Here is a 25823-nt window from a genome sequence, read left to right on the forward strand (position 1 = left end):
TTATCCCTCCAAATTTATAATTCTAATCCCCAACGTTTAGCAACTGATTTCTCGATTCGTTGGAAAATAACTTGATCAACAATCAAACCAATAACACCAATTATAATCATCACACCGATGACTAATTCCATTTCTCCAAAGTCAGAAGCATAGCTCAATGTGTATCCGAGTCCAGGTCCCGTACTTAGTAATTCCCCAGCGATTAACGCACGCCAAGCAAATGCCCAAGCCAGTCGACTTCCAGTAACAAAATAAGGGATGGAAGCAGGGAAGATGACCCGAATAAATAAATCAAATCCTTTTGCTCCCATCGTTCGGGCAGCCCGAATAAAATCAGGTGATACGTTTTTGATTCCAGAGCGTACATTCATTGCCATTACAAATGTACCACCTAAGACAACAACAAAAATCACTGCCTTGTCATTGAGACCAAACCACATCATGGCTAGTGGTAACCAAACAATACTCGGTACGCTTTGAAAGGCAAGTAACATTGAACCTATGGTGTCATCAGCTGTTTTAGATTTAGCGATGAGCAAACCTATGCTTGTGCCAATGAATAAGGCGATCGCCAAACCGATGATTAAACGACGGAAACTTGCGACAAAGTCATAGACTAATGTCATGTTGGCAAAACCTTCGTATAAAGCAACTCCTACACTAGAAGGCGCCGGTAGTATTAATTCCGACCAAATCTGTAACTGTGAGCCTAATTCCCAAAGACCTAGTACAACAACGATAAAGATGATACGTTTAATGAGTGGATTCATTGTTGAGTTCCTCCTGAACAACTTTATCAATCTCTGATTTCAAATATTGCATAATTTCATCTTCAATTCGTAACATTTGTTCTTTATAGTTGGTACGTGGTCTTGGTAAATCAACTTTTATATCGGTTAATATCCTTCCTGGTTGTGTGCCCATTACCAATATTCGGTCCGATAGTTTAATAGATTCATTAATACTATGAGTGACAAATAGGACGGTTTTCTTTGTATCAATCCAAATCTGTTCCAACTGATCATGTAATAACGTGCGAGTTTGTTCATCCAATGCACCAAATGGTTCATCCATCAATAAAATCTCTGGATTCATTGCAAGTGCTCTGGCAATCGCGACTCGTTGTTGCATACCACCAGATAATTCATGTGTATAATGATCGAGATAAGAACTGAGTTGAACTTTTTGTATATACTTTTTCGCTTGATCCGACGCTTTTTGTTTTGACATTTCCTTTTTTAACGGAAATTTGACATTTTCTAAAACATTTAACCATGGAAACAATGATGCTTGTTGAAAGACCATTCCTCGATCTTTTCCGGGACCGTTAACGATATAGTCATTATCAATTACAATTTCTCCATCTGTAGCTTGCGTTAATCCAGCAACCATCGAAAGTAGCGTAGATTTTCCGCATCCAGAGGGTCCCAAAATGGAAACAAATTCTCCTTTTTCAATAGAGACATTTATATTATCAAGTACCGTATGTGGTTGATTATTTTTATCAAAAAATTGCTTTTGTATGGAATCAAGCGTTATAAAAGTCATTTTTATTATTCAACCTACCCTCTAAATCATAGTTGTTTAATCGGAATTAAATATAAGATATCGAATTATTCTTCATCTGTCAAGCACTATTAGCGATTTTATTGCCTAAATTAATTTTCACATGATGAATAGCATTTCTGTTTATCTAATAAAATTATAGGAATAGGTATGTACGGAGGTGATCTGCGCTGGTAACGAAAATTCGTTCCTTGTTTTTAAATATCCGATTAAAGTATAAAATGGTGATTTTGACCTCCCTAGTTCTGCTTGCCTTTAGTATTGGTGGTTTATCTGCCTTATACTATGCTTACCAATTGTACAATCAAGAAATCTACAGACAATCTGCCCAGTCGATTCAAGTATCCTCCAATTCCATTGATGCAGAATTGAAGAAAATGGAAAGTTTATCTTATCAAGTAGCGACAGATGCTTACGTTCAATCCTATTTAAAACAACTGCAACACATCAACAATGGGTATAAACAATATATCACCGGTATGGAATTACGCAATCGTTTATTGCAAATTGGCGCTTTGAATAAATATGTCTCATCGATTCACGTTTATGATGGGAACATGCGAGAATATGCGAGTGGCAATCATACAATTAATCTACTGCCTAGTCGTCTAGAGACGATTCAAACAATGACGAATGAACAAGGTGGTGGCATTAGTTGGGTGCCTCCTTCTAACGAAGACACATCACTCATTGCCGCAAGAGAGGTGCGAGATTACTTAGATTTTTCCTTAGAGAAGTTAGGCTTTATCGTTATTCGTATTCATATTGATGACATCATCCACGATCTAACCCACAATCTAGCGAAAGAAGACACGACATTCATGATTTATAATAATCAACAAAAACAAATGTTTATCAATGATCCACAAAAAAATCGCATAATTGGAACAGATTTACACATGAATGAAAAAGGCTATCAAATGATAAAAAACGCTGGAGAACGATATTTTGTCACATATTCTGAAGCTTCTTTCCTTGAATGGACTTATATGATTGTCACACCGTACAGCAATCTTTTTACAGTGATTACACAGGCACGAACGGCCGTTGTAGTGACGTATTTCGGACTTTTTTTATTCATGATTTATCTCGGATCGAAATTCACAGGAACGATTGTAGATCCGATCGAAAGTTTGAACCGAAAAATGCAAAACGTCCAAATTGGAGATATGGATAATTACAATAAAGGTGTGAATGAAAAATATCCTACTGATGAAGCGGGCGAAATGCATAGAAATTTTAATAAAATGATGCAACATATCAACGATTTAATTGATGAAAATTATAAAAAACAATTAATAATGAAAGAATCGGAATTTCAAACGTTGCAGGCACAAGTAAATCCGCACTTTCTTTACAATACGTTAGAGTCGATGAACTGGTCAGCTAAAATCGCAGGGCAACAAAGAATCTCGCAAATGGCAGAATCTCTTGGCTATGTGTTACGAGCTTCAATTAATATGAAAGAAACATATATATCACTAAAAGAAGAAGTGGCCATTGTCGATCATTATATTAATATTCAGCGGTATCGTTTTGAAGAGCGGCTTCAATTTCAAAAACTAATCCCTTCACACTTGTTAGTAAGCACAGTCCCGAAATTTATCATTCAACCGATCATTGAAAATGCGATACGTTATGGACTACAAGAAATGATAGAACCTTGTATGATCTGTTTACAGGTAAAAGAAACCCAAGAGCGAATTCAAATCATGGTTTCCGATAATGGTCCTGGGATTGATCCTAACATCCGTTCCCAATTGGCTACAGGAACATTTCGGTCAAAAGGAACTGGTATTGGTTTACGCAACATTCATGAACGACTCAACATGCTTTATGGCCCTCCGTTCGGTATAGATATCGTTAATGGAAAACATCGCGGAGTCACTGTAACGATTACTTTACCTATAGAAAGGAGAGACGAAGGTGTACAAAGCGCTGTTAGTAGATGATGAACGAATGATTTTAGATGGAATAGCAGCGATTGTCGATTGGGATAAACATGGTATTACGTTGATTGGCAAAGCAATGAACGGGATCGAAGCCTGTTCGATGATTGAATCGAATCCACCCGATATCGTCATTACTGATATAACAATGCCAGGAATGGATGGCATTTCGTTAGTGAGAAAATGTAACGCCGTATATCCATTTCTGAAGTGGATCGTACTATCAGGATATAATGAATTTGAATATGCTCAACAAGCGATGCGCTACGGTGTCCGTCATTACTTGTTGAAGCCGTGCAATGAAGAACAAATATCGGAAGCTTTAATAGAAGTAATTGATGACAGAAAAAAAGAGGGATGGGACGAAATGTCTAAAATGCGTGCCTCTTTACCTGAAGTTTCCTCCATTGTAAGAGATATATTGATATTGATTGATAAACATATGGCGAATCCAGACTTATCATTACAATGGATTGCTAGTCATTGGTTGTATATGAATCCCGATTATCTAGGCAAGTTATTTAAAAAAGAAATGGGTCAACGGTTTTCTACTTATGTTATGGAAGTAAGGACACAGCGAGCGATTGAAATGATCAAAACGCAAGACGATATCCGTGTATTTGAATTGGCTGAAAACTTAGGTTTTGGCAATAACCCGCAATATTTTAGCCAAATATTTAAACGAATTCATGGCATCACACCATCTGAAATGATCAAGAATGATCTCTAGTTTTTGAACATTTATCACTGTTTTTTCTATCATGGTCAATCACCAACGTTTGCTATACTAATGATTGTAATCGCTTCCATTAACTTAAAAAGGAGGAAAAGGTATGAGAAAAGGATGGATTATATTACTGGGAATTGTGTTTGTATTTTGGTTGAGTGCCTGTGGAAATGATGAACCATCTGATCAATCTGATGATAGCGATGATTCAAGTGAAACGAATCAAGAAGCTACTGATGAAAATGATGAGGCGAGTAGTGATACAACGCTTCGGATTGCGTGGTGGGGGTCACAACCACGACATGACTATACACTTGAAGTGATTGACATGTATGAGGAACAGTCAGGGATCACCATCGAGCCCGAATACGCTAGCTGGGAAGATTATTGGCAGAAACTCGCTCCTCAAGCAGCGGCCAATGAGTTACCCGATATTATCGCAATGGATTTATCTTATTTATCTCAATACGCAGAAAATAATCAATTAGCCGATTTAACACCTTATCTGGAAAATCAAATTGATGTATCCAAGATTTCAGAGGATATCATCAGTGGTGGTGAAGTCGGGGATGGTTTATACGGATTTAACTTAGGTGTAAACGCAGTCGGTTTTCATTATAATCCTGAGATGTTAACTGAAATCGGGATTGATGCTGAACAATTACAAGATTGGACATGGGAAGATTATCAAGAAATTTCCCAACAAGCAGTTGACGCTGGATACTATTTTGATAATGGACTGCAAGCGGATGTGTTTTTTAATTACTATCTACGCACACAAGGGAAGCGACTATATGCTGAAGACGGGAATGGATTAGGATATGAAGATGATCAACTATTTGTCGATTTCTTTACAATCGTGAAAGAACAAGTTGAAACGGAAGCGACACCAACTCCAGACTTTATGGCGCAATTAGCTGGCCCAGAAGACGATCCAGTGGTAAAAGGGGAAGGAGTTGGCATCTTCCAATGGTCCAACCAATTCGTTGGTCTTGAAGATATTTCAGGCTTGGAATTTGATATGGCTCCGATGCCAGGACCAAATGTAGCAGATGGTCTGTTTTTAAAACCAAGTATGTTCTTTTCAATCTCTGAAAATTCCGAAGCAAAAGAAGAGGCAGCTAAATTTATTAGTTATTTTGTGAATGATATCGAGGCCAACAAATTAATTTTAGGTGATCGTGGTGTGCCAGTGAATTCAGACGTTAAAGAAGCATTAAAGAGTGAAGTATCCGCTTCACAAGCCGAAGTATTTGAGTATATTGAATGGGTAGAAAATAACAGTACACCAATGGGGGCTGCAGATCCAGCAGGTGCTGGTGAAATTATAGCAGAGTTAGAAAATTTATCAGAGCAAATCTCTTATGGCGAAATTACGCCAGAAGAAGCGGCTCAACATTTCCGTACACAAGCTGAAAGTATGTTAGGCAATTAATGATCTTAACCAATGGAAATATTCATACGGTCCTCTAGCCGTCATGAATATTTCCATTGATTGCACCGTTGACAAATCGGAGGTGATATTATGCAATCCAATCTAAAACAAAATTTATGGGGATATTTTTTTATTGGACCGTTTATCATCGGTTTTCTCGCCTTTACCATTATCCCCATTTTGGCTTCTTTTTATTTTTCGTTTACGTCCTATGATTTATTTACAACACCGCAGTGGATTGGCTTGGAGAATTTTAAGAAAATGTTTACAGAAGATCCAAGATATCTCCATTCATTACGAATTACGTTTATTTATGTTTTTGTCGGTGTGCCGTTACGATTAGGTTTTGCGTTATTAGTAGCTATGCTATTAAATACAGCTTCACGGGCTGTTGGTCTCTATCGGACGCTTTATTATTTGCCGTCGTTAATTGGTGGCAGTGTAGCAGTAGCTATTATGTGGCGCAATATTTTTGGTGATGAAGGTATTGTGAATCTCGCATTAATGACTATCGGTATCGATGCTGTCCGATGGTTTGGTAATCCAACAGCTGCATTATGGATGTTAATTTTTCTTTCCGTCTGGCAATTCGGTTCTTCTATGTTAATTTTCTTGGCAGGGTTAAAGTCGATCCCTCACAGTTATTATGAAGCAGCCAGTGTGGATGGCGCGAGTTTTTTACAAAAGTTCACTCGTATTACGATCCCCATGCTCAGTCCAGTCATTTTATTTAATGCGATTATGCAAACGATCGCTGCGTTTATGACATTTGTTCCAGCTTTCATTATTTCAAAAGGTACAGGTGGTCCGTTAGACGGAACATTGCTCTACTCTCTTTATTTATTTAAACAAGGGTTTGAATTTTTCCATATGGGATATGCTTCGGCAATGGCTTGGGTGATGTTAATTATTATCGCCATCTTAACGTCGCTTATCTTTTTCTCTTCAAGATTCTGGGTTCATTACGAGTCAGAAGGGGGGCGATAACAGATGAAAGCACAATATCCAAAGAAGATCATCTATCATTTGATGGTTGGTGGATTGGCCGTCTTGCTGCTGTATCCAGTGATTTGGTTACTGATGAGTTCCTTTAAAGTAAGTGAACAAATATTTATCACCGCAGACTCCCTTATTCCGAATCCGTTTGTTTTCAGTAATTATGTTCAAGGTTGGGAAGGATTCGGAGATTATGGCTTTGGTGTATTTATAAAAAATACCATGATATTTGTCCTTCTCGTATTACTAGGTCATTTGTTGTCATGCTCACTGATCGCCTTTGGGTTTGCTCGGTTACAGTTTGTTGGGCGGAGATTTTGGTTTGCAATTATGATTATGACATTAATGTTACCTTATGAAGTTGTCATGATCCCACAATACATTATTTTCGCACAATTGGATTGGTTAAACTCATTAAAGCCTCTTGTTGTTCCAGCTTATTTTGGTCATCCATTTTTTATCTTTTTGCTTGTTCAATTTATTCGAACGATTCCACGTGAGCTAGACGAAGCGGCCATTATTGATGGGTGTAATATTTTTAGTGTGTATACGCGAATTATTCTGCCGTTGATTGTCCCAGCGTTAGCGACTACTGCGATTTTCACTTTTTATTGGACATGGGATAATTTGTTAGGTCCGGTTTTGTATTTGAATAGTCCATCGAAATATACGGTATCGATGGCGTTAAATATGTTCTTAAGCAATGAAACGGTATCAAATTGGGGCGCGATGTTTGCGATGTCGATCGTATCTTTAATTCCGGTGTTTGTCATATTCTTTATCTTTCAGCGATATGTGGTTGAAGGAATTAGTACCAGTGGTCTGAAGGGATAAAGAAAGGAGGCCATTAGCATGAGTGCCATATATCGACTGTTGGAATGGGTAACGAAACTAGCTTATCTGAATTTGCTATGGATAGTGTTTAGTATGCTCGGTTTTGTTGTAGCTGGCTTGTTTCCAGCTACAGCTGCAACCTTTACCGTTTCAAGAGATTGGGTAATGGGAAAAGGTGACATTAAAATTTGGCCAGTGTTTTGGAACGCATACAAGCAATCATTTGTAAGCTCAAATATTTTGGGTTATTTTATAGCCCTTGTCGCCTATATTCTGTATTTAGACTTTTTCTTTCTTACGGTTACTTCTTCGCAATATGCTTTATTATTAACGATTCCATTTCTTTCTTTCAGCCTATTATTTCTGTTAACAACTTGCTATGCATTTCCAGTGTACGTATATTATCAGATGACTGTGTGGCAAGTCATTAAAAGTGCTTTTGTCATCATGATTGTCAATCCATTAACGACTTTAATGATCGTATTTGGACAGATAGGTATTTTGACCATTTTGTGGCATTTTCAAGGATTGATGATATTCTTTAGTATGAGTGTATCATCCATTAGTTTCATGATACCGGCCAAACGCGCATTTCAACATGTTCATGCAAGACATGATAAGAAAGTCGCCATTGATTCACAGTAAAAAATGCCCCTCTGCCTATTCTATAAAAAAACTATATCGAATTTGAAATAATATTGTAATATTTCTATTACATGATTGAAATCATCGTATGTTATACTGCTAACGGAATCAAAATTAAAGTACCCAACATAGATTAATAGATAAAAGAATTGATTAATTTTATTAGAAGGCAGGGGAGTTACGTGATCAGTCTTAATCAGATCTCAAAGAAGTTAACCGTTAGTGCAGTTATTTTTGGAAGTGTTTTCGTCATACATAATCAAGTTCAAGCAGAAACACAAGAAGAGATCCAGTCCCAACGTGAAGAAGTTCAATCAGAAATTGATGATAAAGAAGCCGAATTACAATCATTGAAAGATGAATTGGTAGCGTTGAATGAAGACATTGCGAGAATAAATGAAGCAATCGAAAGTAATGAGCAAAAAATAACTGATACTAAAGATCAGATTGCTCAAGTCGAAGAACAGATTGAGCCTCTAAATGAAGAAATTGCGCAACTGGAAGAGAAAATTGCCAAACGTAACAAAATTTTAGAAGAACGTGTCTCTACCTTACAAGAAAAAGGCGGTTCACAAAGTTATTTGGAAGTTATATTTGGTGCAACAGATTTTCTTGATTTCGTTGATCGTATGACCCTCGTAAACAAAATCACTAAGTCAGATCAAGAATTACTTAATAGTCAAAAAGAAGATAAAGAAGCGGTCGAGGATAAAAAAGAAGAATTAGACCAAAAATTATCTGATTTAAAAGACATGAAAGCAGAGTACGAAGCGATGCAAACACAAGTGAAAGAACAAAAAGAGCAAAGTGAAGCATATAAAGAAGAATTAGAAGCGAAAGAAGAAGCAAATCAGGACGTATTAGATGACTTAAATGTCGAAGAACAAGTTTTAGCGAACAAAGAAGCAGCACTTGAAGATGCTCAAAACCAAATGAATAGTCATTCGAATGATATTGAGCAATTTTCAAGTAATTCAAACAATCATCAAGTAGCTAGTGGAGATGTGCAAACAGTCATTAATGTTGGGAAAAAATATATTGGTAATTCTTCGTATGGATTTAGTCGCGGAAGATCTGCTAAAGACATTGCTAACGGGATCTTTGACTGCTCTGCCTTTGTTAGCTGGGCATTTAGGCAAGCAGGTGTAAGTCTGCCAGCTAGTACAGCGGGTTTATCTAGTACTGGATCTAGAGTTTCACCAAGTGATATGCAACCAGGAGATCTCGTTTTCTTTAATACGTATAAAACCAACGGTCACGTAGGTATATATGTTGGAAATAACGAATTTATTGGTTCACAAAGTTCAACTGGTGTAGCAATTGCTGATATGAGTAGTGGCTACTGGAATGATAAATTCGCTGGTCACGTACGCCGTGTGATGAATTAATAAGCATAAAAAATCCGAACGATTTCGAATCCTTTTGGCCGATTCGAAAAACAGTTCGGATTTTTTATTGAATCTTGTGTGGAATTTTACTGCATTAGCAATAGGTTTGATAAGCTTGTGTCAATTGATTCACAATTTCCTCGACTTCGTGATCTTCAATATTTTCACGAGGAATAAAATGTTGCAACTGTCCATTCTTTACAATCGCCATTGATGGTGAAGATGGTTCTACGTCAAAATATTCTCTCATAGCTGCTGTTGCTTCACGATCTTGGCCAGCAAAAACGGTTACTAATTGATTTGGCCGTTGTGGACTTTCTAATGAAGCAACAATCGCTGGACGAGCTAAACCTGCCGCACATCCGCAAATTGAATTGACTACAACTAACGCCGGTTCTTCATTTTGGCTCATAAATTCTGACACTTCCTCAGGTGTCGTTAATTCTTGAAACCCTGCTTCTGTTAATTCGTCACGCATCGGTTGCGTAATTTCTTTCATGTATTCTTCATATGCATTCATTTTTTGCCTCCTTATGGTTTGCATTGTAACAAATCGACGAAAATGTGACGAGAAAAATGCCTCATATATTGAGTTCCACTGGTAACCATCCTCTTACACTATTAATAAACCATATTCGGTCATATGCAGCTAGTTGATCAATAGGAATACTCTTTTCGATCACTCGTTTTTCACGCAGTAAGTGCTTTCGATAAATACCAGGAAGTAAACCATCTGTAATCGGTGGTGTAAAGAATGCACCATCCTTTTCAACGACTAGGTTTCCGATCGTGAATTCAGTCGCCATACCTTGTGTGTTCCATAATAAACTGGTGAAAGTGTGATTCGGTCGATCGTTATCAACTTGGTTAATATAATCGCGATGCGTCGTTTTATGATAGATGAACACATTGTCTTCATCGACTGGCTGTTTTGCTAACTGGGCCGTTATAATACTTCGAATCGGCTCAATTTTAGATATGGACGTTTCGATGGCACCATTTTCATATAACAACAATCGTACTTTCCATTCACTCGTTACATGTTTTCGCGCCAAATTTATGAGTTGATCTTTCACACGGCTGATTTGTAAATGAAATTGAAAATATCGAGCGGAATCACTCAGACGTTGTAAGTGCTCATCAAGGAGAGGGTAGGAACCTTCATGTAATAACATGGACTCCAATAAACAAAAGGTTGGTCGTTTTTGGTCCAAGATAGCCGCTTTTTGATATAATTCCTGTTGTTCGCTATAAGATGATGAATCCCAAGTAACTCCGCCACCAGTACCATAAGTTGCGGTTTGATTCTCTTGATCAATCGTTACTGTTCGGATCGGAACATTAAATATGGCCTCGCGATTCGGTGAAATCCAACCAATAGCGCCACAATACACATTGCGTGGAGTGGTTTCTAGAGCTTGAATATATTCCATGGTTTTTGCCTTGGGTGCACCCGTAATGGACCCGCATGGAAACAATGCTTGAAACCAATCATAAATGGTTAGCTGCGACTTTAATGTAGCGTGAATGGTCGAAGTCATTTGATGGACGGTCGGATAGGTTTCAATATCAAAAAGTTTTTCGACTTGAACAGACCCCCAATTTGCGATTTTCCCTACATCATTTCGTAATAAATCAACGATCATCACATTTTCAGCCCGTTCTTTTTCAGAATGATAGAGTTTTTGTTTCTGATATTCATCTTCTTCTAATGTCTTGCCACGTTTACTTGTACCTTTCATCGGTTTTGTCATCAGCTGCCCATCTTTCACTTGAAAGAATAGTTCAGGTGAAGCTGAAAGAATATGATATCCTCCAATTTGTAAATACGCGCCATAATGAGCTTTTTGATTTTGCATGAGTTGTTGATATAAGGAATAACTATTCCCGGAGAAGTTGGCGTGTAACCGTGTCGTAAAGTTCACCTGGTATGTATCACCAAGTTGTATGGCTTGGTGAATACGACTGATCTTCTCGTTATATTCTTCATCTGACATCGTGTTTTGCCAATTACTCATTTCATAATCATTCGACTGTGGGTATGCTACTTGAGAACTGGGCTTGTCAAACACACCAAACCATACTAATGGAAATTGGGATGAAGGATGCGCCTTATAATGGTTATGAAAAGCAGGTGCGGCCTCATATGACACAAAGCCAGCTACATAATAACCACGATTGAGAGCTTGTTCGATTTCTTGAAAAATGGTTGTAACATCTGTTAGATCATTTGTTTGAAACACTTCTTGCGCATGAGAAAAACAAAGGGGAGCATTCGTATCTTCATTGAAAGAAAAATCAAATTGTAAATATGTCTCTTTCATTTTTGGCCTCCTGTAAAATACCTCTCTCGTTATTATACGGCTTTTGCCATAAATATCAACGTCATTGAGAAAAATTTTCAATTAGATAGTTGACAGATTAACAAAATCTGCTATGATAATGTATATAGTAATTGATAATGATTTTCATTATTGATAATTTCATGAACTAGAAAGGCATAGGGTTAGGATATGAAGTTTTGGTACTTAATGGTACTGCTCATCCTATTATCAATCACTTCATTGTTTATTGGTGTGATTGATGTTGATATTCTTGACATTTTTCATTTAACGGATAGTCAATTAGACATTTTGTGGGTGAGTCGACTACCAAGGTTACTTAGTATAATTATTGCAGGTATGAGTATGAGTATTTGCGGTTTAATTATGCAGCAGTTAAGTAGAAATAAATTTGTTTCACCTACGACGGCTGGGACGATGGATTCCGCTCGATTGGGGATATTAGTAGCGTTGTTAGTATTTCCGACTGCTGGACCTGTTGAAAAAATGATGGTTGCTTTTGTATTTGCTTTACTAGGAACCTTCGTTTTTATGAAAATACTTGACAAGGTCAAATTCAAAGATCCGATTTTTATTCCTTTAGTGGGGTTAATGTTTGGTAATATTGTGAGCTCGATAACGACATTTTTTGCTTATCAAAATGATTTAATTCAAAACATGTCTTCATGCTACAAGGAAACTTTGCCCTCATTATGCAAGGAAGATATGAAATGCTCTTTATTAGTGTGCCGCTTATTATTATTGCTTATCTATATGCCAATAAATTTACGATAGCAGGCATGGGAGAAGACTTTGCAACGAACTTAGGGCTACATCATCGTCGGGTCGTAAATATTGGTTTAGTGATTGTAGCGATTATCACTGCTGTTGTCATTTTAACAGTCGGTATGATTCCATTTTTAGGGTTAATTATTCCGAATATCGTTACGATTTATCAAGGCGATCATTTAAAACATAGTTTGCCACATACAGCCATGCTTGGTGCTGTTTTTGTATTAGCTTGTGACATTTTAGGTAGAATCATTATATTCCCATATGAAATAGCAATCGGTGTAACGGTAGGCGTAATCGGTAGTGGTATTTTCCTTTATTTAATTATGAGGAGATCTGCCTATGCATAACCGTACGAAGTTACTACTTCTTGCAGTTATAGCTATGATTTTAATTGCCGTTTACGTGTTTGTAGGAATACCAGGGAATTGGGAATATATTTTACCGAGAAGAATGACAAGAGTGTTAGCTATCATCGTTACTGGCGCAGTTATTGCCATAGCTACTGTCGTCTTCCAAACGATTACGAATAATCGAATTTTAACACCGAGTGTCGTTGGGCTAGATTCTTTATATATGCTATTACAGACATTCGTTATCTTTGTGTTTGGTTCAACAAGTTTGATTGCGACGAATCCGAATTATAATTTTGCTTTATCTGTTGGATTAATGGTTGTATTTGCTTTTCTACTGTACCAATTATTATTTCGCAAACAACAAAATATTTATTTTCTACTATTAGTAGGTTTAGTGTTTGGGACATTTTTTGGTAGTTTATCGTCATTTATGCAAGTGTTAATTGACCCTAACGAATTTATGGTCGTTCAAAACCGAATGTTTGCGAGTTTTAACAATGTCAATACCGATATTTTATGGGTTTCGATTGGGTTAATTGTAGCAGTACTTGTTTATTTTCAACGATTCATGAAATATTTAGATGTCCTATCGTTAGGTAAAGAACATGCAATCAATCTAGGAGTTCATTACGATTGGGTGGTCAAACGGCTATTGATTGTAATTGCTGTATTGATCTCGGTTGCTACAGCTATGGTCGGGCCAATCATGTTTTTAGGCTTAATCGTTGCCAATGTTACATATGAGTTTATTCGAACATACCGACATACTTATCTATTGCTTGGCGCTTCAATTATTAGTGTGATTGCTCTAGTTGGAGGTCAGATCATTGTCGATCGGATTTTCTCTTTTGCAACAACACTCAGTGTGATTATTAATTTCATTGGTGGTATCTATTTCCTATACTTGATTTTAAAGGAGAATAAACAATGGTAGAAGCTAAAGAAATAACGAAAAAATATGGTGATACAGCAGTTGTTGATCAAGTATCGGTGTCCATTCCTAAAGGAAAGATCACTTCTTTCATTGGGCCTAATGGTGCAGGGAAAAGTACGCTGTTATCGATCGTTAGTCGGCTCATATCAAAAGATGAAGGCGAAGTAGAAATCGATGGGGAAGAAATTTCTACTGTAAAAAGTAATTCACTGGCGAAAAAAGTATCAATTCTTCGCCAGTCGAATCATTTAAACGTACGTCTTACCGTACGAGAGCTCGTTGGCTTTGGTCGATTTCCGTATTCGCAAGGACGATTAACGAAAGAAGATGAGAAATTTGTTCAACAGGCCATCGAATATATGGAATTAACCGAGATGGAAGATAAGTTTCTTGATCAATTAAGTGGCGGGCAAAAACAACGGGCATTTATTGCCATGGTGATTGCTCAGGATACCGATTATATTTTGTTAGATGAACCATTGAATAATTTGGATATGAAACATGCGGTACAAATTATGAAAGTATTACACCGCCTTGTTCGAGAGTTAGGTAAAACAGTTGTGATCGTGATCCACGATGTGAATTTTGCTTCTGTTTATTCTGACTATATCGTGGCATTAAAAGAAGGAAAAATTGTTCATCAAGGTGCAAAAGATGACATGATTAGTAAGGAAGTATTGCGAGATGTATATGATATGGATATTAATATCCATGATATTGACCAATGTAAGATTTGTTTATATTTTAAATAATTTTTGTTACATTGATGGATTTTCCTACATAAGCCTATTGGGCCCTTGTGAATAAATAGGTGCAAATGGAAGACCATCTTGTAAATAGATTTCACTACATTTTTAAAGGGGGAAGAATCATGAAAAAAATATATAGTTTGATCCTATTGTTAGCGATCAGTATGTTTGTCGTTGCTTGTGGTAATGACTCTGGAGGAGATTCAGAAGCGAATGCAGAAGCTGAAGGAAATGAAACAGAAAATCAAGAACAACAGGAGGAAGAAACGCCTGCAGAAATAGAGGTGGAACATGAGTTAGACACGACAACCGTACCTACGAATCCAGAGAATGTAGTCGTGTTTGATATGGGTACATTAGAAACGTTAGATGAACTAGGTGTTGATGTTGCTGCAGTACCAAAAGAAAACTTACCACCACATTTAAGTCAATATGATAGTGATGAATACAAAAATGCTGGTACTTTATTTGAACCAGACTTCGAAACATTAGCGACAGTAGACCCTGATTTAATTATTATTTCTGGTCGTACTTCAGAAGTATATGAAGATTTGGCTGAATTAGCACCGACGATTTATATGGGTGTTGATACAGAGAATTATATGGAGTCATTTGAATCCAATGTGACAACACTTGGACAAATTTTCACAAAAGAAGATGAAGCAGAACAGGCATTAACCGAAATTAACGATTCCATTACAGCATTACAAGAAAAGGCAGATGCAATGGAAGGTAATGGATTGGTGATTTTAACAAATGAAGGAGGCGTCAGCGCTTTTGGTGCTGGATCTCGATTTGGTATTATTCACGATGTATTCGGCGTACCAGAAGCTGATGAAAGTATTGATGTATCGACCCATGGTCAGAATGTGAGTTTTGAATATTTAGCTGAAACGAACCCAGATTATCTATTTGTTATTGATCGTAATACTGTTGTTGGCGGTGAAGCTAGTGCAGAGAAAACACTAGATAATGAGTTAGTAAATGAAACCACTGCTGCTCAAAATGATCAAATTACCTATTTAGACCCATATTACTGGTATGTATCAGGCGGTGGCTTAACATCTGTTAAAGAAATGGTCAATGAAGTGTCAGAAGGACTTGAATAAAAAGTAAAGCTAAATGGGGGTAACATGTTTAAAATAGACATGTTATCCCCATTATTTTTATTTAGAGAGTGATACGCAAACGAATGAAATAGATTGCGTATCATCGTTAAACAACTAAACTTATAAGATAGTCTTCGACAAAAAATGAATAAAATACCTGATTAGTATTGTGTTTATTCAATCTATTCGGTAATATGAGTTATAAGGACTAATTATATATTACTAATTTACCAAATAGAGATAGGAGAATAGACATGACGACATCAGAAGTGAGTATGAATGAAATCATTAAGGAACTTTATAATGGCTCGGTTCAGTCGATAAAAAGTGTAGTACCTGTTGAACATGAATTTGACGCTCCCAAAATGACAACAAATCCATTACAAGTAGAGTACGGCGTTTTAATTGGCTATAGTGGTAGTTTTAAAGGTGACCTTTTAATTGAAGCTAGTCACGATGTATTTAGTAAGATTGGCGAGGCACTTTATGGGATGCAGATTTCTGATGATATGCTCGATTCGTTTTCTGGTGAGCTAGGTAACATGCTAGCTGGGGGATTATCGACTCATTTGGCTGACAAAGGAATTGACACTGATATTACACATCCAACAGTGATTAGTGGGGACGCGAAATTAACAGGATTCAAACGAGTATTAGAAGTAGAAATTCGCTATCAAAATATCGGTGCAATGAAAATGTCATTACTCTTAAATCAATAAATGAAACCGAAAAGGGTAGGTGAACAAAAATGGAAGAAGTATTAACAAAGACGATTATTTTTAAATTGAATGGACAAGAATATGGGGCAAATATTGACCAAATCAGAGCGATTGAGCGTCTAGATGAGATCGTCAATATTCCACAATCATCTGATTTTATTAAAGGAATTATGAACCTTCGAGGTAGTGTGACACCAATTATTGATTTACGAACTCGCTTAGGAATGAATGAAGCAGAACCGACTGAACAAACGCGAATATTAATTGCCCATGTCCAAGAAGTGCAAGTTGGATTTATTGTTGATGAAGCGACAGATGTGATTGATATTCCGCCTGAGGTTGTTGAAGATGCACCTGAATTGGTAACAGGTGTCGATTATCATTACATAAAAGGTGTGGCTAAGTTAGAAGATCGCGGGATGTTGTTGTTATTAAATTTAGATCATGTTTTGAATTTAGATGAAATTGACGAAGTAAAACAAGTAGCCAAAGAGTAAATAATTGGAGGTAAGTGACATGGCACAAGTATTAATTGTAGATGATGCAGCATTTATGCGCATGCAATTAAAAAATATTTTTACAAATTTAGGTCATGAAGTTGTCGGTGAAGCAGAAAATGGCCAACAAGCTGCAGAAATGTATGAAGAATTACAACCAGATTTAGTATCAATGGATATTACGATGCCTGAGATGAATGGTGTCGATGCGACAAAGGAAATTAAGGGAAAAGATAGTAATGCAACGATTGTGATGTGTTCAGCGATGGGACAACAACAAATGGTACTCGATGCGATTAAAGCAGGTGCCACTGATTTTATTGTAAAACCATTCACAGAAGAGCGCGTAAAAGAAACCATTGAAAAAATCTTTTAATTAACCGGGACGTGACCTTCCATAGGTATCACGTCCCTATTAGTTTTTGCTTGTTTCAAACGATTTATTTGTGGATGGTTTTGTTTTGATTGCGACGATATAAGGCCTAAACCACTGAATAATCACACCTGAAAATAAAGCATTAATCAATGTTCCAACACCAACTGCCCCATTAAAAGCAAGCGCAATGATAACTAAAATAATACTTATTAAGGCACGTGATATACTTAAGGACCATGATGTTTTATCAGACAGAATCACCATTGTACGATCCATTGGGTTGGGAGCAAAATTCGATTCAAGATATACGGCAACACCAACGCCTGTAAGTATAATGCCGAATAGTAATAGAATCCATTGTTCGATGATTAGAGTAGGTGTGAGCCAGTTCCCTTGGATCCACAACCAACTGTCAATCCCAATCCCAGTAAAAACAGAAGTCAGTAATGCGAATAATTCAGGTTTCGTTCGACTGGTTATGGCGTTAATGAGAACAAATGTAAAACCGACAATGATTTCCCAGCTGCCAATTGATAAACCAATTGTCCGATAAAGTCCAACTAATAACGCATCAAAAGGAGAAGTCCCTAACATGGATTGAATCGTTAATGATATTCCAAGTGTAAGAATAATGATCCCTACTATATAATAATGAAATCCTTTATGCAGTAATTTTATCATCCGTTTCCCTCTCTCTAGTAGACACTCACTTGCTATACTATAACAAAAAATGGAGCAGCTTGGAATAGATTATTCTTCGGTTATATTGGATTGTTCCAGATTGATAGTGATGTTCGCTTTGATGTCTGTATCAGGATAACGCTCTTTCCAAGTTTTTGCACGCCAATCACGAAAAGTTGCCTTGGCAGAAGTGCCCATCATTAAGGGGTCAATTTCTAGTTCTTGAAATAACGTGATCAATTGTGCAGCTTCTTCTTTTAGTTTTTTGGAGATCGCTTGTTCAAGCCTATTTTTTTCTTTGATCGTATTCAATTTGACTTTATTGGTTTCTGTTAGTATTCCTGTAACATTTACCTCAATCTCTCCTTTATCTTTTGTTATCCATCGTTTTTGTTCTTTTGAGTTGATGGAACTAATGGTAATAAATGTGTCTTTTTCTTCCCAAAAGAATTGATAAGTGTTGTCTTTTGTAGGTTGATACAAAATGGTAAATAAAAAGAATTGATCATAATGGATTTGATCAACCATTTTATCATCTTTAAATAAAGCAATTCCTGTAATATTCAGTGAAGATTCATCGGGATCATATTGTACAATCGGTAAGAACGGATCCATCCCCTCACCAGTCAATCGGTAATTAAAGTCATGCAAGTTGATGCGTGGTATGTTCTTTTTTGTGTTGCTTTTAATTAATCGATCAAGATAGCGAGGTAAGGTTTGTTCCACATTGATTTGTTGCTTCAATAGAGACTGAGCCTCACCTTGAGCGATTGCTAAATGAAGCCCGCGTCCAATCACAGGATTTTCGTTAATGCCATATAAGATATCTTGTACCCCTTTTTTTGCTAATTCTTCACCAAATAAAATGTTTAATAGTGTTCCTTGTTCAACTGGTTTCGGTGTTTTCGTTTCAATTTTGGAACGAATGCTCTCAACAGTTTTCCCCTCAGCACTGTAACTAACATGTTGTCGCATATTTTTTTCTTCGCTACTCCCATATAAAGGGGCAACGGCTGTACCCATATATTGTTGATTAGTTGAATCCCAATCATAACCAGCGCTCATGACAAGTTCAATATCATCGATAATTTCTGTTTGGATACACCCACTTAAAATCGTGATTAATCCCATGGAAGCTATCAACACGCATCGGAAGTTAATGGTTTTCATTGGATCGTTTCACTCCTGAAATAATGAGTCGCCATACAAATAACAAGGGAATATAGATAACCATCACAATGACACCGATTTTTGACATCACAGTAATGGAACGCTCAATAATTATAAAATTATCGATCAAAAAAATGCTCCCCATACCGAAAGTTGCTAAAATGAAGGCAATGTTTCGAAATGAGTGATTCGTCATCCGGTGCCATGTTTGGACAGTAGACCAAAAATACATACAACTCGTTGCAATAATAGAAAAGAAATGTAATGAAATCCCTAAGTATTCAAATCGCTGAATAAATGGATAATCAATAATTTTCCATAAATGAAGGGTTGGCCAGGCTATTTTTTGAATTTGTGTTTCATTAAAATAAACGAAAATCGAGATACAAGAAATGAAATAAACCAAAGTGGTAATAATGTTTCCCCATATGGCCCATTTCTTACTTCGTTGGAAATTTTTTATAAATGGTGCATACAGTAAAATCAATTCAATGCCTAAAAAACTGAACATCATCGGTTCAACCGCACGAATAATGTTCGATATCTCCGTATTCATCATGGGGAATAGGTTCTCCATATAACCGTTCGTAAATGCAGCATACTTAAATATGGCTAAAAAGAATGTGATGAACACACTAAAAAAAGCAAATCCAACAACAACTCGAAAGCCACCTAAAATAATATAAAGCATCAAGATATATATCACTAGTGTGAAGAACCAAATCGACAAATCAGGAAAAAACCAAATTTGAAATACTTCGATGTAAGAACGTAAAATGGATACAGCCACGATAAAAAAATAACTTGCAAGAAGTATTGAGCATAAATTTCCGATCCATTTTCCGAATAACTGGTGATGGACATCAATGATATCTTCCTCATTGTTACGAATGATTTGCCAAATCAACCAGATCACAATGGTAGTTAATATACCGGTCAAAATAATACTCATCCATGCGTCATAACCAGCAAGCTTTGCAATCTTACGCTCAAAACTTAATATTCCTTCACCGACTTGTGTGGCATGCAATATGTACAAAAGAAGAAAAGGTGAAACCATTTGCGTGATATCCGGTTTTTGATGTTGTTTCATCTTTGTCCTACTTTCTTTTATCTTTCGGTGGAATGGTTCGCTTCAAGTTCATTCGTTTCTTGTCATTAGGCGAGGTGAATATCGGGCGATTGCCTTGAAACTCAAATGGAAACCGAATGAAAGCATCTTTTAAATCACGCCAGCGAGGTGGGAAAAATGGTTCGGTAAAAGGTCTGCCAATGGAGGTTAGTCTTAGTAAATGACACATCGTAAACATCAAACCAACGATGACACCAACCATCCCCCACATTTGCGCAAAAATGATGAACGGAAAACGTAACAAGCGGATCGTATTCCCGATTCGATAAATGGGTGTCGTAAACGAAGCTAGAGCAGCGAGTGCAACTAAAATTAATAACACATTACTCGTTAATCCTGCTTCAACTGCGGCCGTTCCAATAACAATACCACCAACGATACCAATGGTTTGTCCAATTTTTGTTGGTAACCGGGCTCCAGCTTCACGGAGTAATTCGATCGTTAATTCTAAAATAATCACTTCGATAACGGGGGGAAAAGGAATATCTCGCCTTGACGAGATTAATGTTCCTAACAAATCGATAGGAACAATTTGATAGTGATACGTTAAAACGGCTACGTACATGGGCGTAATGAGTACCGAAAATAATACGGCAAAAATTCGAATCAACCGAAAGGCGGTCGCAATATATGAATTTAAAAAATAATCTTCATAGGAGGCAAAGAACTCGACTAAGGTTGTCGGTGCACTAATGACGTGCGGGGAACCATCACAAATGATGGCAACTTTTCCTTCGATTAAAGCACTGCTTATTCGGTCAGGTCGCTCGGTATCCATTAACTGTGGAAATGGTGATTGAGAATTGTCGGTTATCATTTGTGCAATAAATGAGCTATCAATGATTTGATCATATTCAATATCTTTAATTCGTTGTTTGACTGTATCAACATTTTCTTTATTGGCAATCCCATCAATATAAACCACGGCTACTTTTGTTTTTGTCACTTTTCCTACTTCGATTGTTTTTACTTGTAGTTGAGGAAGTTTCACTCTACGACGAATAAGATTCACATTGGTTTGTAAATTTTCGATGAAAGCAAGTTTTGGCCCAATTACACTGAATTCAATTTCGGGTTGAGTAATATTTCGATCTGAATTAAACTTCGCTGGTATTAGCAATACTTGGTTTGTTCTTGTTCCGAGTGTAACACCAATATGACTGTCTAATAGTTTACTTTCAATCGTTTGAAGATCAGAAGTGATTTCTGTTTCATCAAAAGGTAACACATTCTTTAACTCTTCCAATTTTTTAAATTTAATATTATTGGTATACGGAAGTAAGTGTGTCTGTAGTTTCTCGGTATCAATTAAAGAATGATAATAATAAACGCTAAGTTGTTGACTGTTCCCAAATTGTAAGGTTTGAAAATCATCGCTTTCTCGCATGACATTGATTAAGTCTTGAAAGGATTGGATCGATGGTGTGTGATTGTTTTGTTTACGCATTCGTCGCAACATAGAAAACAAGACTCCTCAATATAGAATCACTTGACTGACTCCTAGTATGGATCAAAGAGAATAATCTATACATCACGGCTCAGACTAGTTTTAAAGAATGGGTCATCCATTGTGGAACAGCATGTGAGTAAATGGTTGGCAAAAATGCTTGACGTTCGATATCATCAATTTAGAAGTAAAAAAGGAGTGCATGATCAATGCAAATGGACCAAAATATTATTCAAACGGATCGACAACAACGTTTATATGAAAAAGCAGAAAGAGTAGCAGAAAAAATAAAACAACGGAGAAAGCAAGCGGATGAACAAGCAAAGTTACCTATAGAAAATTTAGCTGATCTTCGTGATGAGCAATATTTATCCTTAACCTTGCCAAAAGAATATAGTGGAGAAGCAGTAAGTCTATATGAAATGTTAGTCATGCAAGAAAAACTGGCAGAAGGTGATGGAGCCACAGCACTATCGATTGGCTGGCATCTTGGGGTTGTGAAAGAATTAAGCGAAGAAAAACTTTGGGAAGAAAAAATGTTTGATCAAATAGCAACTGAGATTGGAAATCAGCAGAAGCTGATTAATCGTGCAGCAACTGAACCAGCAACAGGAAGTCCGACAAGAGGTGGAATGCCAGAAACTACGGCTGTACGCCACGCTGATCATTATGTGATTAATGGGCGAAAGTCATTTACGACAATGGCAGAAGTGTTGGATTATTATGTGATTACAGCTACCATTGAAGATCGAAACGTCGTAGGTTCCTTTTTATTACCAAAAGAACTTGAGGGAATTAAAGTCGAGAAAACATGGGATACATTAGGCATGCGCGGTACGGGTAGTGATGATTTGATTTTGCAAGACGTACAAGTACCTGCTGAGAACTTAGTCGAAGTTGCTGATCAACCAAAGAAACCAGCTCCTAAAGGGTGGTTATTACATATTCCAGCATGTTATCTAGGTGTGGCAAAGGCAGCGAGAGATGATGTGATTGAATTTGCCAAAAACTTTCAGCCTAATAGTTTAAATCATCCTATTTCTGAAGTTGAACATGTGCGCCAAAAGATTGGTGAAATCGACTTAAAATTGATTCATGCTCGTTATTTTATGTATAGTATCGCAGAGAAATGGGATTTGTATCCAGAACAACGAAACCATCTAATGAACGAGCTAGCTACTGTGAAAATTGTGGCGACAAATAGTGCCAATGAAATTGTTGATCTAGCGATGCGTATCGTCGGTGGGCGAGGTTTATCTAAGACGATGCCTTTTGAACAATATTACCGTGATGTTCGCGCTGGTCTCCATAATCCACCGATGGATGATATGGTGACACAAATGTTAGCTAAACATGCACTTTCGTGATAATAATGCCTTTGCTTGGGAAAAATCAACTTATGCGTCAAACAGAAGGTATAGGAATGCTTATTTGCCTCGAATATGAATATATGCTTCAAACAGCAAATGCTAGACTAGTTGTTTGCCTCGAATATGAATATATGCGTCAAAAAAGGAATAGAAGAGCTTTTGTTTGCATTGAAAATCAATTTATCCTGCAAATCGATGATTGAAATGACTCTGTTTGCAGAATAAACGAATAAAATACACTAAGCATGTAATAGGCGTTTTTTTTCTATCACTTCTTGATAGGCTGTAAGTAATTCTTCACATCTATGTTGCCATCCGAGTAATTCGGTGTAGCGAACCGAGCGATCACTCAGTTGACTGAGCCATTCCGGGTGATGGAATAATTCAATGATCGCTCGTACATATTCTGTTGGCTTGCCCTTGGAACACAAAATACCGGTTAATCGATGTTGAATGAGATGTTTTACGCCGCCTGCATTAGCACCGATTACCGGTGTGCCACAAGCCAATGCTTCCAACACCACATTGCCAAACGTCTCAGTTTCAGACGGAAATATCATAAGGTCACTGACGCTATAAACTTCAGCCAATTGATCATGAGGAAGAAAGCCTGTAAATGTAGCATGTGGTGGCGCATGTTTTTTTAGTAATGGCATATCAGGACCATCTCCTGCGATCAGCCAGTGAATGTCTTCTTGCCATTCTGTCGGTATATTTTGAAACAAATAGGCTAGAATGGTGGTATTTTTTTCAGGGGCTAAACGACCGGCATAGCATAGGACGAATTTTTCTTTAATTTGATATTTATTTCGAATAGGCTGCTTGTGATCATTAGGGTAAAATATGCTTTGGTCAATACCTCGTTTCCAAATTTTTAGATGATGAAATTGATGTTGCGATAACTCTTCCCATGTACTCTCAGATGGAACGAAAATCTTCTCCATTGATTGGTGAAACCATTCCATATAACGCCAAATAGGCTTAGATAACCAGGAAAGATGATAATAAGATAGATATTGATCGAAATTCGTATGATAAGAAGCAATCATGGGTATATCGAAACGCTTCGCATAGAAAAGGCCTGTAATCCCAATTGTAAATGGGGTAGCGATATGGATGATGTCAGGTTGAAAATTATGAAGGAGCTGGCGGATTTTTCTCATACTGGGTAGGGATAAACGACAATCGCGATATAACGGGAAGGGGAAACTGGACTGAGGATAAATCGGTGGTTCGTGTTTTGATCGACCCATGGCAAACTTGGGCGTAATGACAATATATTGATGATCACTTGCATCTAGATAGCGTGTGAGTTGCGATAAAGTTTGCGCAACACCATTGACTTCAGGAGTATACGTATCTGTAAAGAGAGCAATTTTCACATGTGTCACTCCTTCGCTTGTTGTTAGTAAACTATATGATAAGCGAAGGAAAACCAAAACGTAATCACTGTTAAATTTATGTAAAAATAAATAGCATGAGACCAACAACAAACAAGCTTATGCCAATGGAAGTTCCTGCATAGATCAAAGCTACTTTCCACTTTCCTTTGTCAATGAATTCATATAATTCTAAGCTGAACGTTGAGAAGGTGGTAAATGCACCACAAAATCCAATGCCTAAAAAACTCCAGCCGAGCGTTGTTAGCCATTGGTGTTGATAAGCGATATAGACGATACTTAACATGATACTTCCTAGTACATTCACAACCCATGTACCAATTGGAATCGCTCTTTCATTCGTATTCCATTGTAAACTTGCCCCATAACGAGCCATCGCGCCAATACATCCACCGATACAGACCATCACACTGTTCATGTTTCGTTTTCCTTTCTTCGAGCAATTTGGACACCTAACATAATCATGAGACTTGCGCCTAAGATGTGTAACAAGGTATAGAATAGCATTTTTATTACACTCTGTGATAAAAGCTGATTCCACTCCATCACCATAGTCGAAAAAGTCGTCAGCGATCCGATCATACCTGTTCCTAAAACAAAAAGCATCGATTTTGAAAATTTCTGCTGGATGGTTGGGTGAAAACGAATCAACGCCAACAGAAAACATCCGAATATGTTTGCCATCAATGTCGCAATTGGAAAAGGTATCACCGCTGTTACTTCAGCAATTCTAAACCGTAAAAAAGATCCGATTGCCCCGCCAATACCGACGAGAATAAATGGATATAACGTTTGCTTCTTTATTGACATGATGGACAAAATCCGTAAATTTCGAATTTATGATCCTCAATTATAAATGGTTGTAATTCTTCGTGAAGCTGATCCATTGGGCAGTGATGGATTTCTTTTGTGACGCCACAATTCTTACAGATGAAATGATGATGGTGGTGATGGTCACATTTGAGACGGAAATGCTTCTCACCATTCAATTCTGTTGATTCTAAAATATCTAATTCATGAAACAGGTGAAGGTTACGATAAATCGTGTCAAAGCTGATCCCTTTATAATCGGGTTCTAAATATTCCAACAAGTCCTTAGCTGTACAATAACGATTTTCATCTGCAAAAAAATCGATCATGCGCTTTCGTTTGTCTGTGTATTTATATCCTTTTTCCTTCAACACGCGAAGTGCATCTTTTGCATTCATACTGCCACCCCATTTATGAGTA

At 37.1% G+C, this 25823-nt stretch carries 28 protein-coding genes; 16 read left to right on the forward strand and 12 right to left on the reverse strand.

The genetic code is table 11. The features are described from left to right. Positions 1 to 14: 14 nt before the first annotated feature. Both J416_RS08325 and J416_RS08330 read right to left on the reverse strand, forming a co-directional pair. The gene (locus tag J416_RS08325) at positions 15 to 770 is read right to left on the reverse strand and encodes an ABC transporter permease (protein ID WP_003468507.1); all 756 of its coding nucleotides are present in this window, start codon (positions 768 to 770) and stop codon (positions 15 to 17) included. Beyond that, positions 754 to 1548, reverse strand: coding sequence for an ABC transporter ATP-binding protein (locus J416_RS08330; protein ID WP_003468511.1), 795 nt, complete (start codon positions 1546 to 1548; stop codon positions 754 to 756). The genes J416_RS08325 and J416_RS08330 overlap by 17 nt, the downstream gene beginning before the upstream one ends. A 239-nt stretch (positions 1549 to 1787) precedes the next feature. Between J416_RS08330 and J416_RS08335 the strand changes: the two genes are divergently transcribed. The 7 genes from J416_RS08335 (at position 1788) to J416_RS08365 (ending at position 9540) form a co-directional block, all read left to right on the forward strand. Continuing rightward, the gene (locus tag J416_RS08335; protein ID WP_083875563.1) at positions 1788 to 3518 is read left to right on the forward strand and encodes a cache domain-containing sensor histidine kinase; all 1731 of its coding nucleotides are present in this window, start codon (positions 1788 to 1790) and stop codon (positions 3516 to 3518) included. Further along, on the forward strand, positions 3493 to 4245 hold the full coding sequence (locus J416_RS08340; protein WP_003468515.1) for a response regulator transcription factor: 753 nt from the start codon (positions 3493 to 3495) through the stop codon (positions 4243 to 4245). Before J416_RS08335 ends, J416_RS08340 begins: the two co-directional genes overlap by 26 nt. Positions 4246 to 4348: 103 nt before the next feature. Further along, the gene (locus J416_RS08345) at positions 4349 to 5677 is read left to right on the forward strand and encodes an ABC transporter substrate-binding protein (RefSeq protein WP_003468517.1); all 1329 of its coding nucleotides are present in this window, start codon (positions 4349 to 4351) and stop codon (positions 5675 to 5677) included. 90 nt (positions 5678 to 5767) lie between these two features. Further along, positions 5768 to 6664 carry a carbohydrate ABC transporter permease gene (locus J416_RS08350; protein WP_003468518.1) on the forward strand — a complete coding sequence of 299 codons (897 nt, stop codon included), beginning with the start codon at positions 5768 to 5770 and terminating at the stop codon, positions 6662 to 6664. 3 nt (positions 6665 to 6667) lie between these two features. Continuing rightward, entirely contained in the window at positions 6668 to 7507 is an 840-nt protein-coding gene (locus J416_RS08355) for a carbohydrate ABC transporter permease (protein ID WP_003468519.1), read from the forward strand. An 18-nt stretch (positions 7508 to 7525) separates the two neighbouring features. Next, positions 7526 to 8152, forward strand: a complete 627-nt coding sequence (locus J416_RS08360) for a YesL family protein (RefSeq protein ID WP_003468521.1) — start codon at positions 7526 to 7528, stop codon at positions 8150 to 8152. Between the two features lie 182 nt (positions 8153 to 8334). Further along, on the forward strand, positions 8335 to 9540 hold the full coding sequence (locus J416_RS08365; RefSeq protein ID WP_003468523.1) for a coiled-coil domain-containing protein: 1206 nt from the start codon (positions 8335 to 8337) through the stop codon (positions 9538 to 9540). Positions 9541 to 9634: 94 nt separating this feature from the next. On the opposite strand, the gene J416_RS08370 is transcribed toward J416_RS08365, so the two are convergent. Together J416_RS08370 and pabB are read right to left on the reverse strand one after the other, a co-directional pair. Beyond that, positions 9635 to 10060 carry a BrxA/BrxB family bacilliredoxin gene (locus J416_RS08370; RefSeq protein ID WP_003468526.1) on the reverse strand — a complete coding sequence of 142 codons (426 nt, stop codon included), beginning with the start codon at positions 10058 to 10060 and terminating at the stop codon, positions 9635 to 9637. 61 nt (positions 10061 to 10121) lie between these two features. After that, positions 10122 to 11864 carry an aminodeoxychorismate synthase component I gene (gene pabB, locus J416_RS08375; RefSeq protein ID WP_003468528.1) on the reverse strand — a complete coding sequence of 581 codons (1743 nt, stop codon included), beginning with the start codon at positions 11862 to 11864 and terminating at the stop codon, positions 10122 to 10124. 189 nt (positions 11865 to 12053) lie between these two features. Here pabB and J416_RS16765 point away from each other — a divergent pair, with 189 nt between their 5' ends. From J416_RS16765 to J416_RS08410, 8 genes are all read left to right on the forward strand, one after another. Continuing rightward, positions 12054 to 12656: an iron chelate uptake ABC transporter family permease subunit gene (locus J416_RS16765; protein WP_003468530.1), complete on the forward strand. Its 603-nt coding sequence runs from the start codon at positions 12054 to 12056 to the stop codon at positions 12654 to 12656. Then, on the forward strand, positions 12593 to 13003 hold the full coding sequence (locus J416_RS16770; RefSeq protein ID WP_003468532.1) for an iron chelate uptake ABC transporter family permease subunit: 411 nt from the start codon (positions 12593 to 12595) through the stop codon (positions 13001 to 13003). Before J416_RS16765 ends, J416_RS16770 begins: the two co-directional genes overlap by 64 nt. Continuing rightward, a complete protein-coding gene (locus J416_RS08385) occupies positions 12996 to 13943 on the forward strand; it encodes an iron chelate uptake ABC transporter family permease subunit (protein WP_003468545.1) in 948 nt (315 codons plus the stop codon). The genes J416_RS16770 and J416_RS08385 overlap by 8 nt, the downstream gene beginning before the upstream one ends. Then, entirely contained in the window at positions 13937 to 14695 is a 759-nt protein-coding gene (locus tag J416_RS08390; protein WP_003468555.1) for an iron ABC transporter ATP-binding protein, read from the forward strand. The genes J416_RS08385 and J416_RS08390 overlap by 7 nt, the downstream gene beginning before the upstream one ends. 119 nt (positions 14696 to 14814) lie before the next feature. Continuing rightward, a complete protein-coding gene (locus J416_RS08395; RefSeq protein WP_003468558.1) occupies positions 14815 to 15801 on the forward strand; it encodes a siderophore ABC transporter substrate-binding protein in 987 nt (328 codons plus the stop codon). A 254-nt stretch (positions 15802 to 16055) separates the two neighbouring features. After that, positions 16056 to 16520 (forward strand): chemotaxis protein CheX, encoded by a 465-nt coding sequence (locus tag J416_RS08400; protein ID WP_003468561.1) that lies wholly within the window; start codon positions 16056 to 16058, stop codon positions 16518 to 16520. A 29-nt stretch (positions 16521 to 16549) separates the two neighbouring features. Beyond that, on the forward strand, positions 16550 to 17017 hold the full coding sequence (locus J416_RS08405; protein ID WP_003468564.1) for a chemotaxis protein CheW: 468 nt from the start codon (positions 16550 to 16552) through the stop codon (positions 17015 to 17017). A 19-nt stretch (positions 17018 to 17036) separates the two neighbouring features. Next, positions 17037 to 17393: a response regulator gene (locus tag J416_RS08410; protein WP_003468566.1), complete on the forward strand. Its 357-nt coding sequence runs from the start codon at positions 17037 to 17039 to the stop codon at positions 17391 to 17393. A 39-nt stretch (positions 17394 to 17432) separates the two neighbouring features. Here J416_RS08410 and J416_RS08415 read toward each other — a convergent pair whose 3' ends face one another. From J416_RS08415 to J416_RS08430, 4 genes are all read right to left on the reverse strand, one after another. Then, positions 17433 to 18074 carry a YczE/YyaS/YitT family protein gene (locus J416_RS08415; protein ID WP_003468569.1) on the reverse strand — a complete coding sequence of 214 codons (642 nt, stop codon included), beginning with the start codon at positions 18072 to 18074 and terminating at the stop codon, positions 17433 to 17435. A 69-nt stretch (positions 18075 to 18143) separates the two neighbouring features. Further along, a complete protein-coding gene (locus tag J416_RS08420; protein WP_003468572.1) occupies positions 18144 to 19244 on the reverse strand; it encodes a Ger(x)C family spore germination protein in 1101 nt (366 codons plus the stop codon). Next, complete coding sequence (locus J416_RS08425) at positions 19231 to 20337, reverse strand: GerAB/ArcD/ProY family transporter (RefSeq protein ID WP_003468574.1); 1107 nt, start codon at positions 20335 to 20337, stop codon at positions 19231 to 19233. Before J416_RS08425 ends, J416_RS08420 begins: the two co-directional genes overlap by 14 nt. Before the next feature lie 7 nt (positions 20338 to 20344). Beyond that, a complete protein-coding gene (locus tag J416_RS08430) occupies positions 20345 to 21835 on the reverse strand; it encodes a spore germination protein (RefSeq protein ID WP_003468579.1) in 1491 nt (496 codons plus the stop codon). 197 nt (positions 21836 to 22032) lie between these two features. Here J416_RS08430 and J416_RS08435 point away from each other — a divergent pair, with 197 nt between their 5' ends. Next, positions 22033 to 23190: an acyl-CoA dehydrogenase family protein gene (locus J416_RS08435; RefSeq protein ID WP_003468582.1), complete on the forward strand. Its 1158-nt coding sequence runs from the start codon at positions 22033 to 22035 to the stop codon at positions 23188 to 23190. Between the two features lie 242 nt (positions 23191 to 23432). On the opposite strand, the gene J416_RS08445 is transcribed toward J416_RS08435, so the two are convergent. The 4 genes from J416_RS08445 to J416_RS08460 all read right to left on the reverse strand — a co-directional run bounded on the left by J416_RS08445 (position 23433) and on the right by J416_RS08460 (position 25801). After that, positions 23433 to 24575 carry a glycosyltransferase family 4 protein gene (locus J416_RS08445; protein ID WP_003468586.1) on the reverse strand — a complete coding sequence of 381 codons (1143 nt, stop codon included), beginning with the start codon at positions 24573 to 24575 and terminating at the stop codon, positions 23433 to 23435. 76 nt (positions 24576 to 24651) lie between these two features. Next, complete coding sequence (locus J416_RS08450; RefSeq protein WP_003468597.1) at positions 24652 to 25011, reverse strand: FluC/FEX family fluoride channel; 360 nt, start codon at positions 25009 to 25011, stop codon at positions 24652 to 24654. Continuing rightward, entirely contained in the window at positions 25008 to 25403 is a 396-nt protein-coding gene (locus J416_RS08455) for a fluoride efflux transporter FluC (RefSeq protein ID WP_003468599.1), read from the reverse strand. The genes J416_RS08450 and J416_RS08455 overlap by 4 nt, the downstream gene beginning before the upstream one ends. Continuing rightward, positions 25394 to 25801, reverse strand: a complete 408-nt coding sequence (locus J416_RS08460) for a Fur family transcriptional regulator (protein WP_003468601.1) — start codon at positions 25799 to 25801, stop codon at positions 25394 to 25396. The genes J416_RS08455 and J416_RS08460 overlap by 10 nt, the downstream gene beginning before the upstream one ends. Positions 25802 to 25823: the final 22 nt, after the last annotated feature.

The sequence above is a fragment of the Gracilibacillus halophilus YIM-C55.5 genome (assembly GCF_000359605.1).
Lineage (GTDB): Bacteria > Bacillota > Bacilli > Bacillales > Amphibacillaceae > Gracilibacillus > Gracilibacillus halophilus.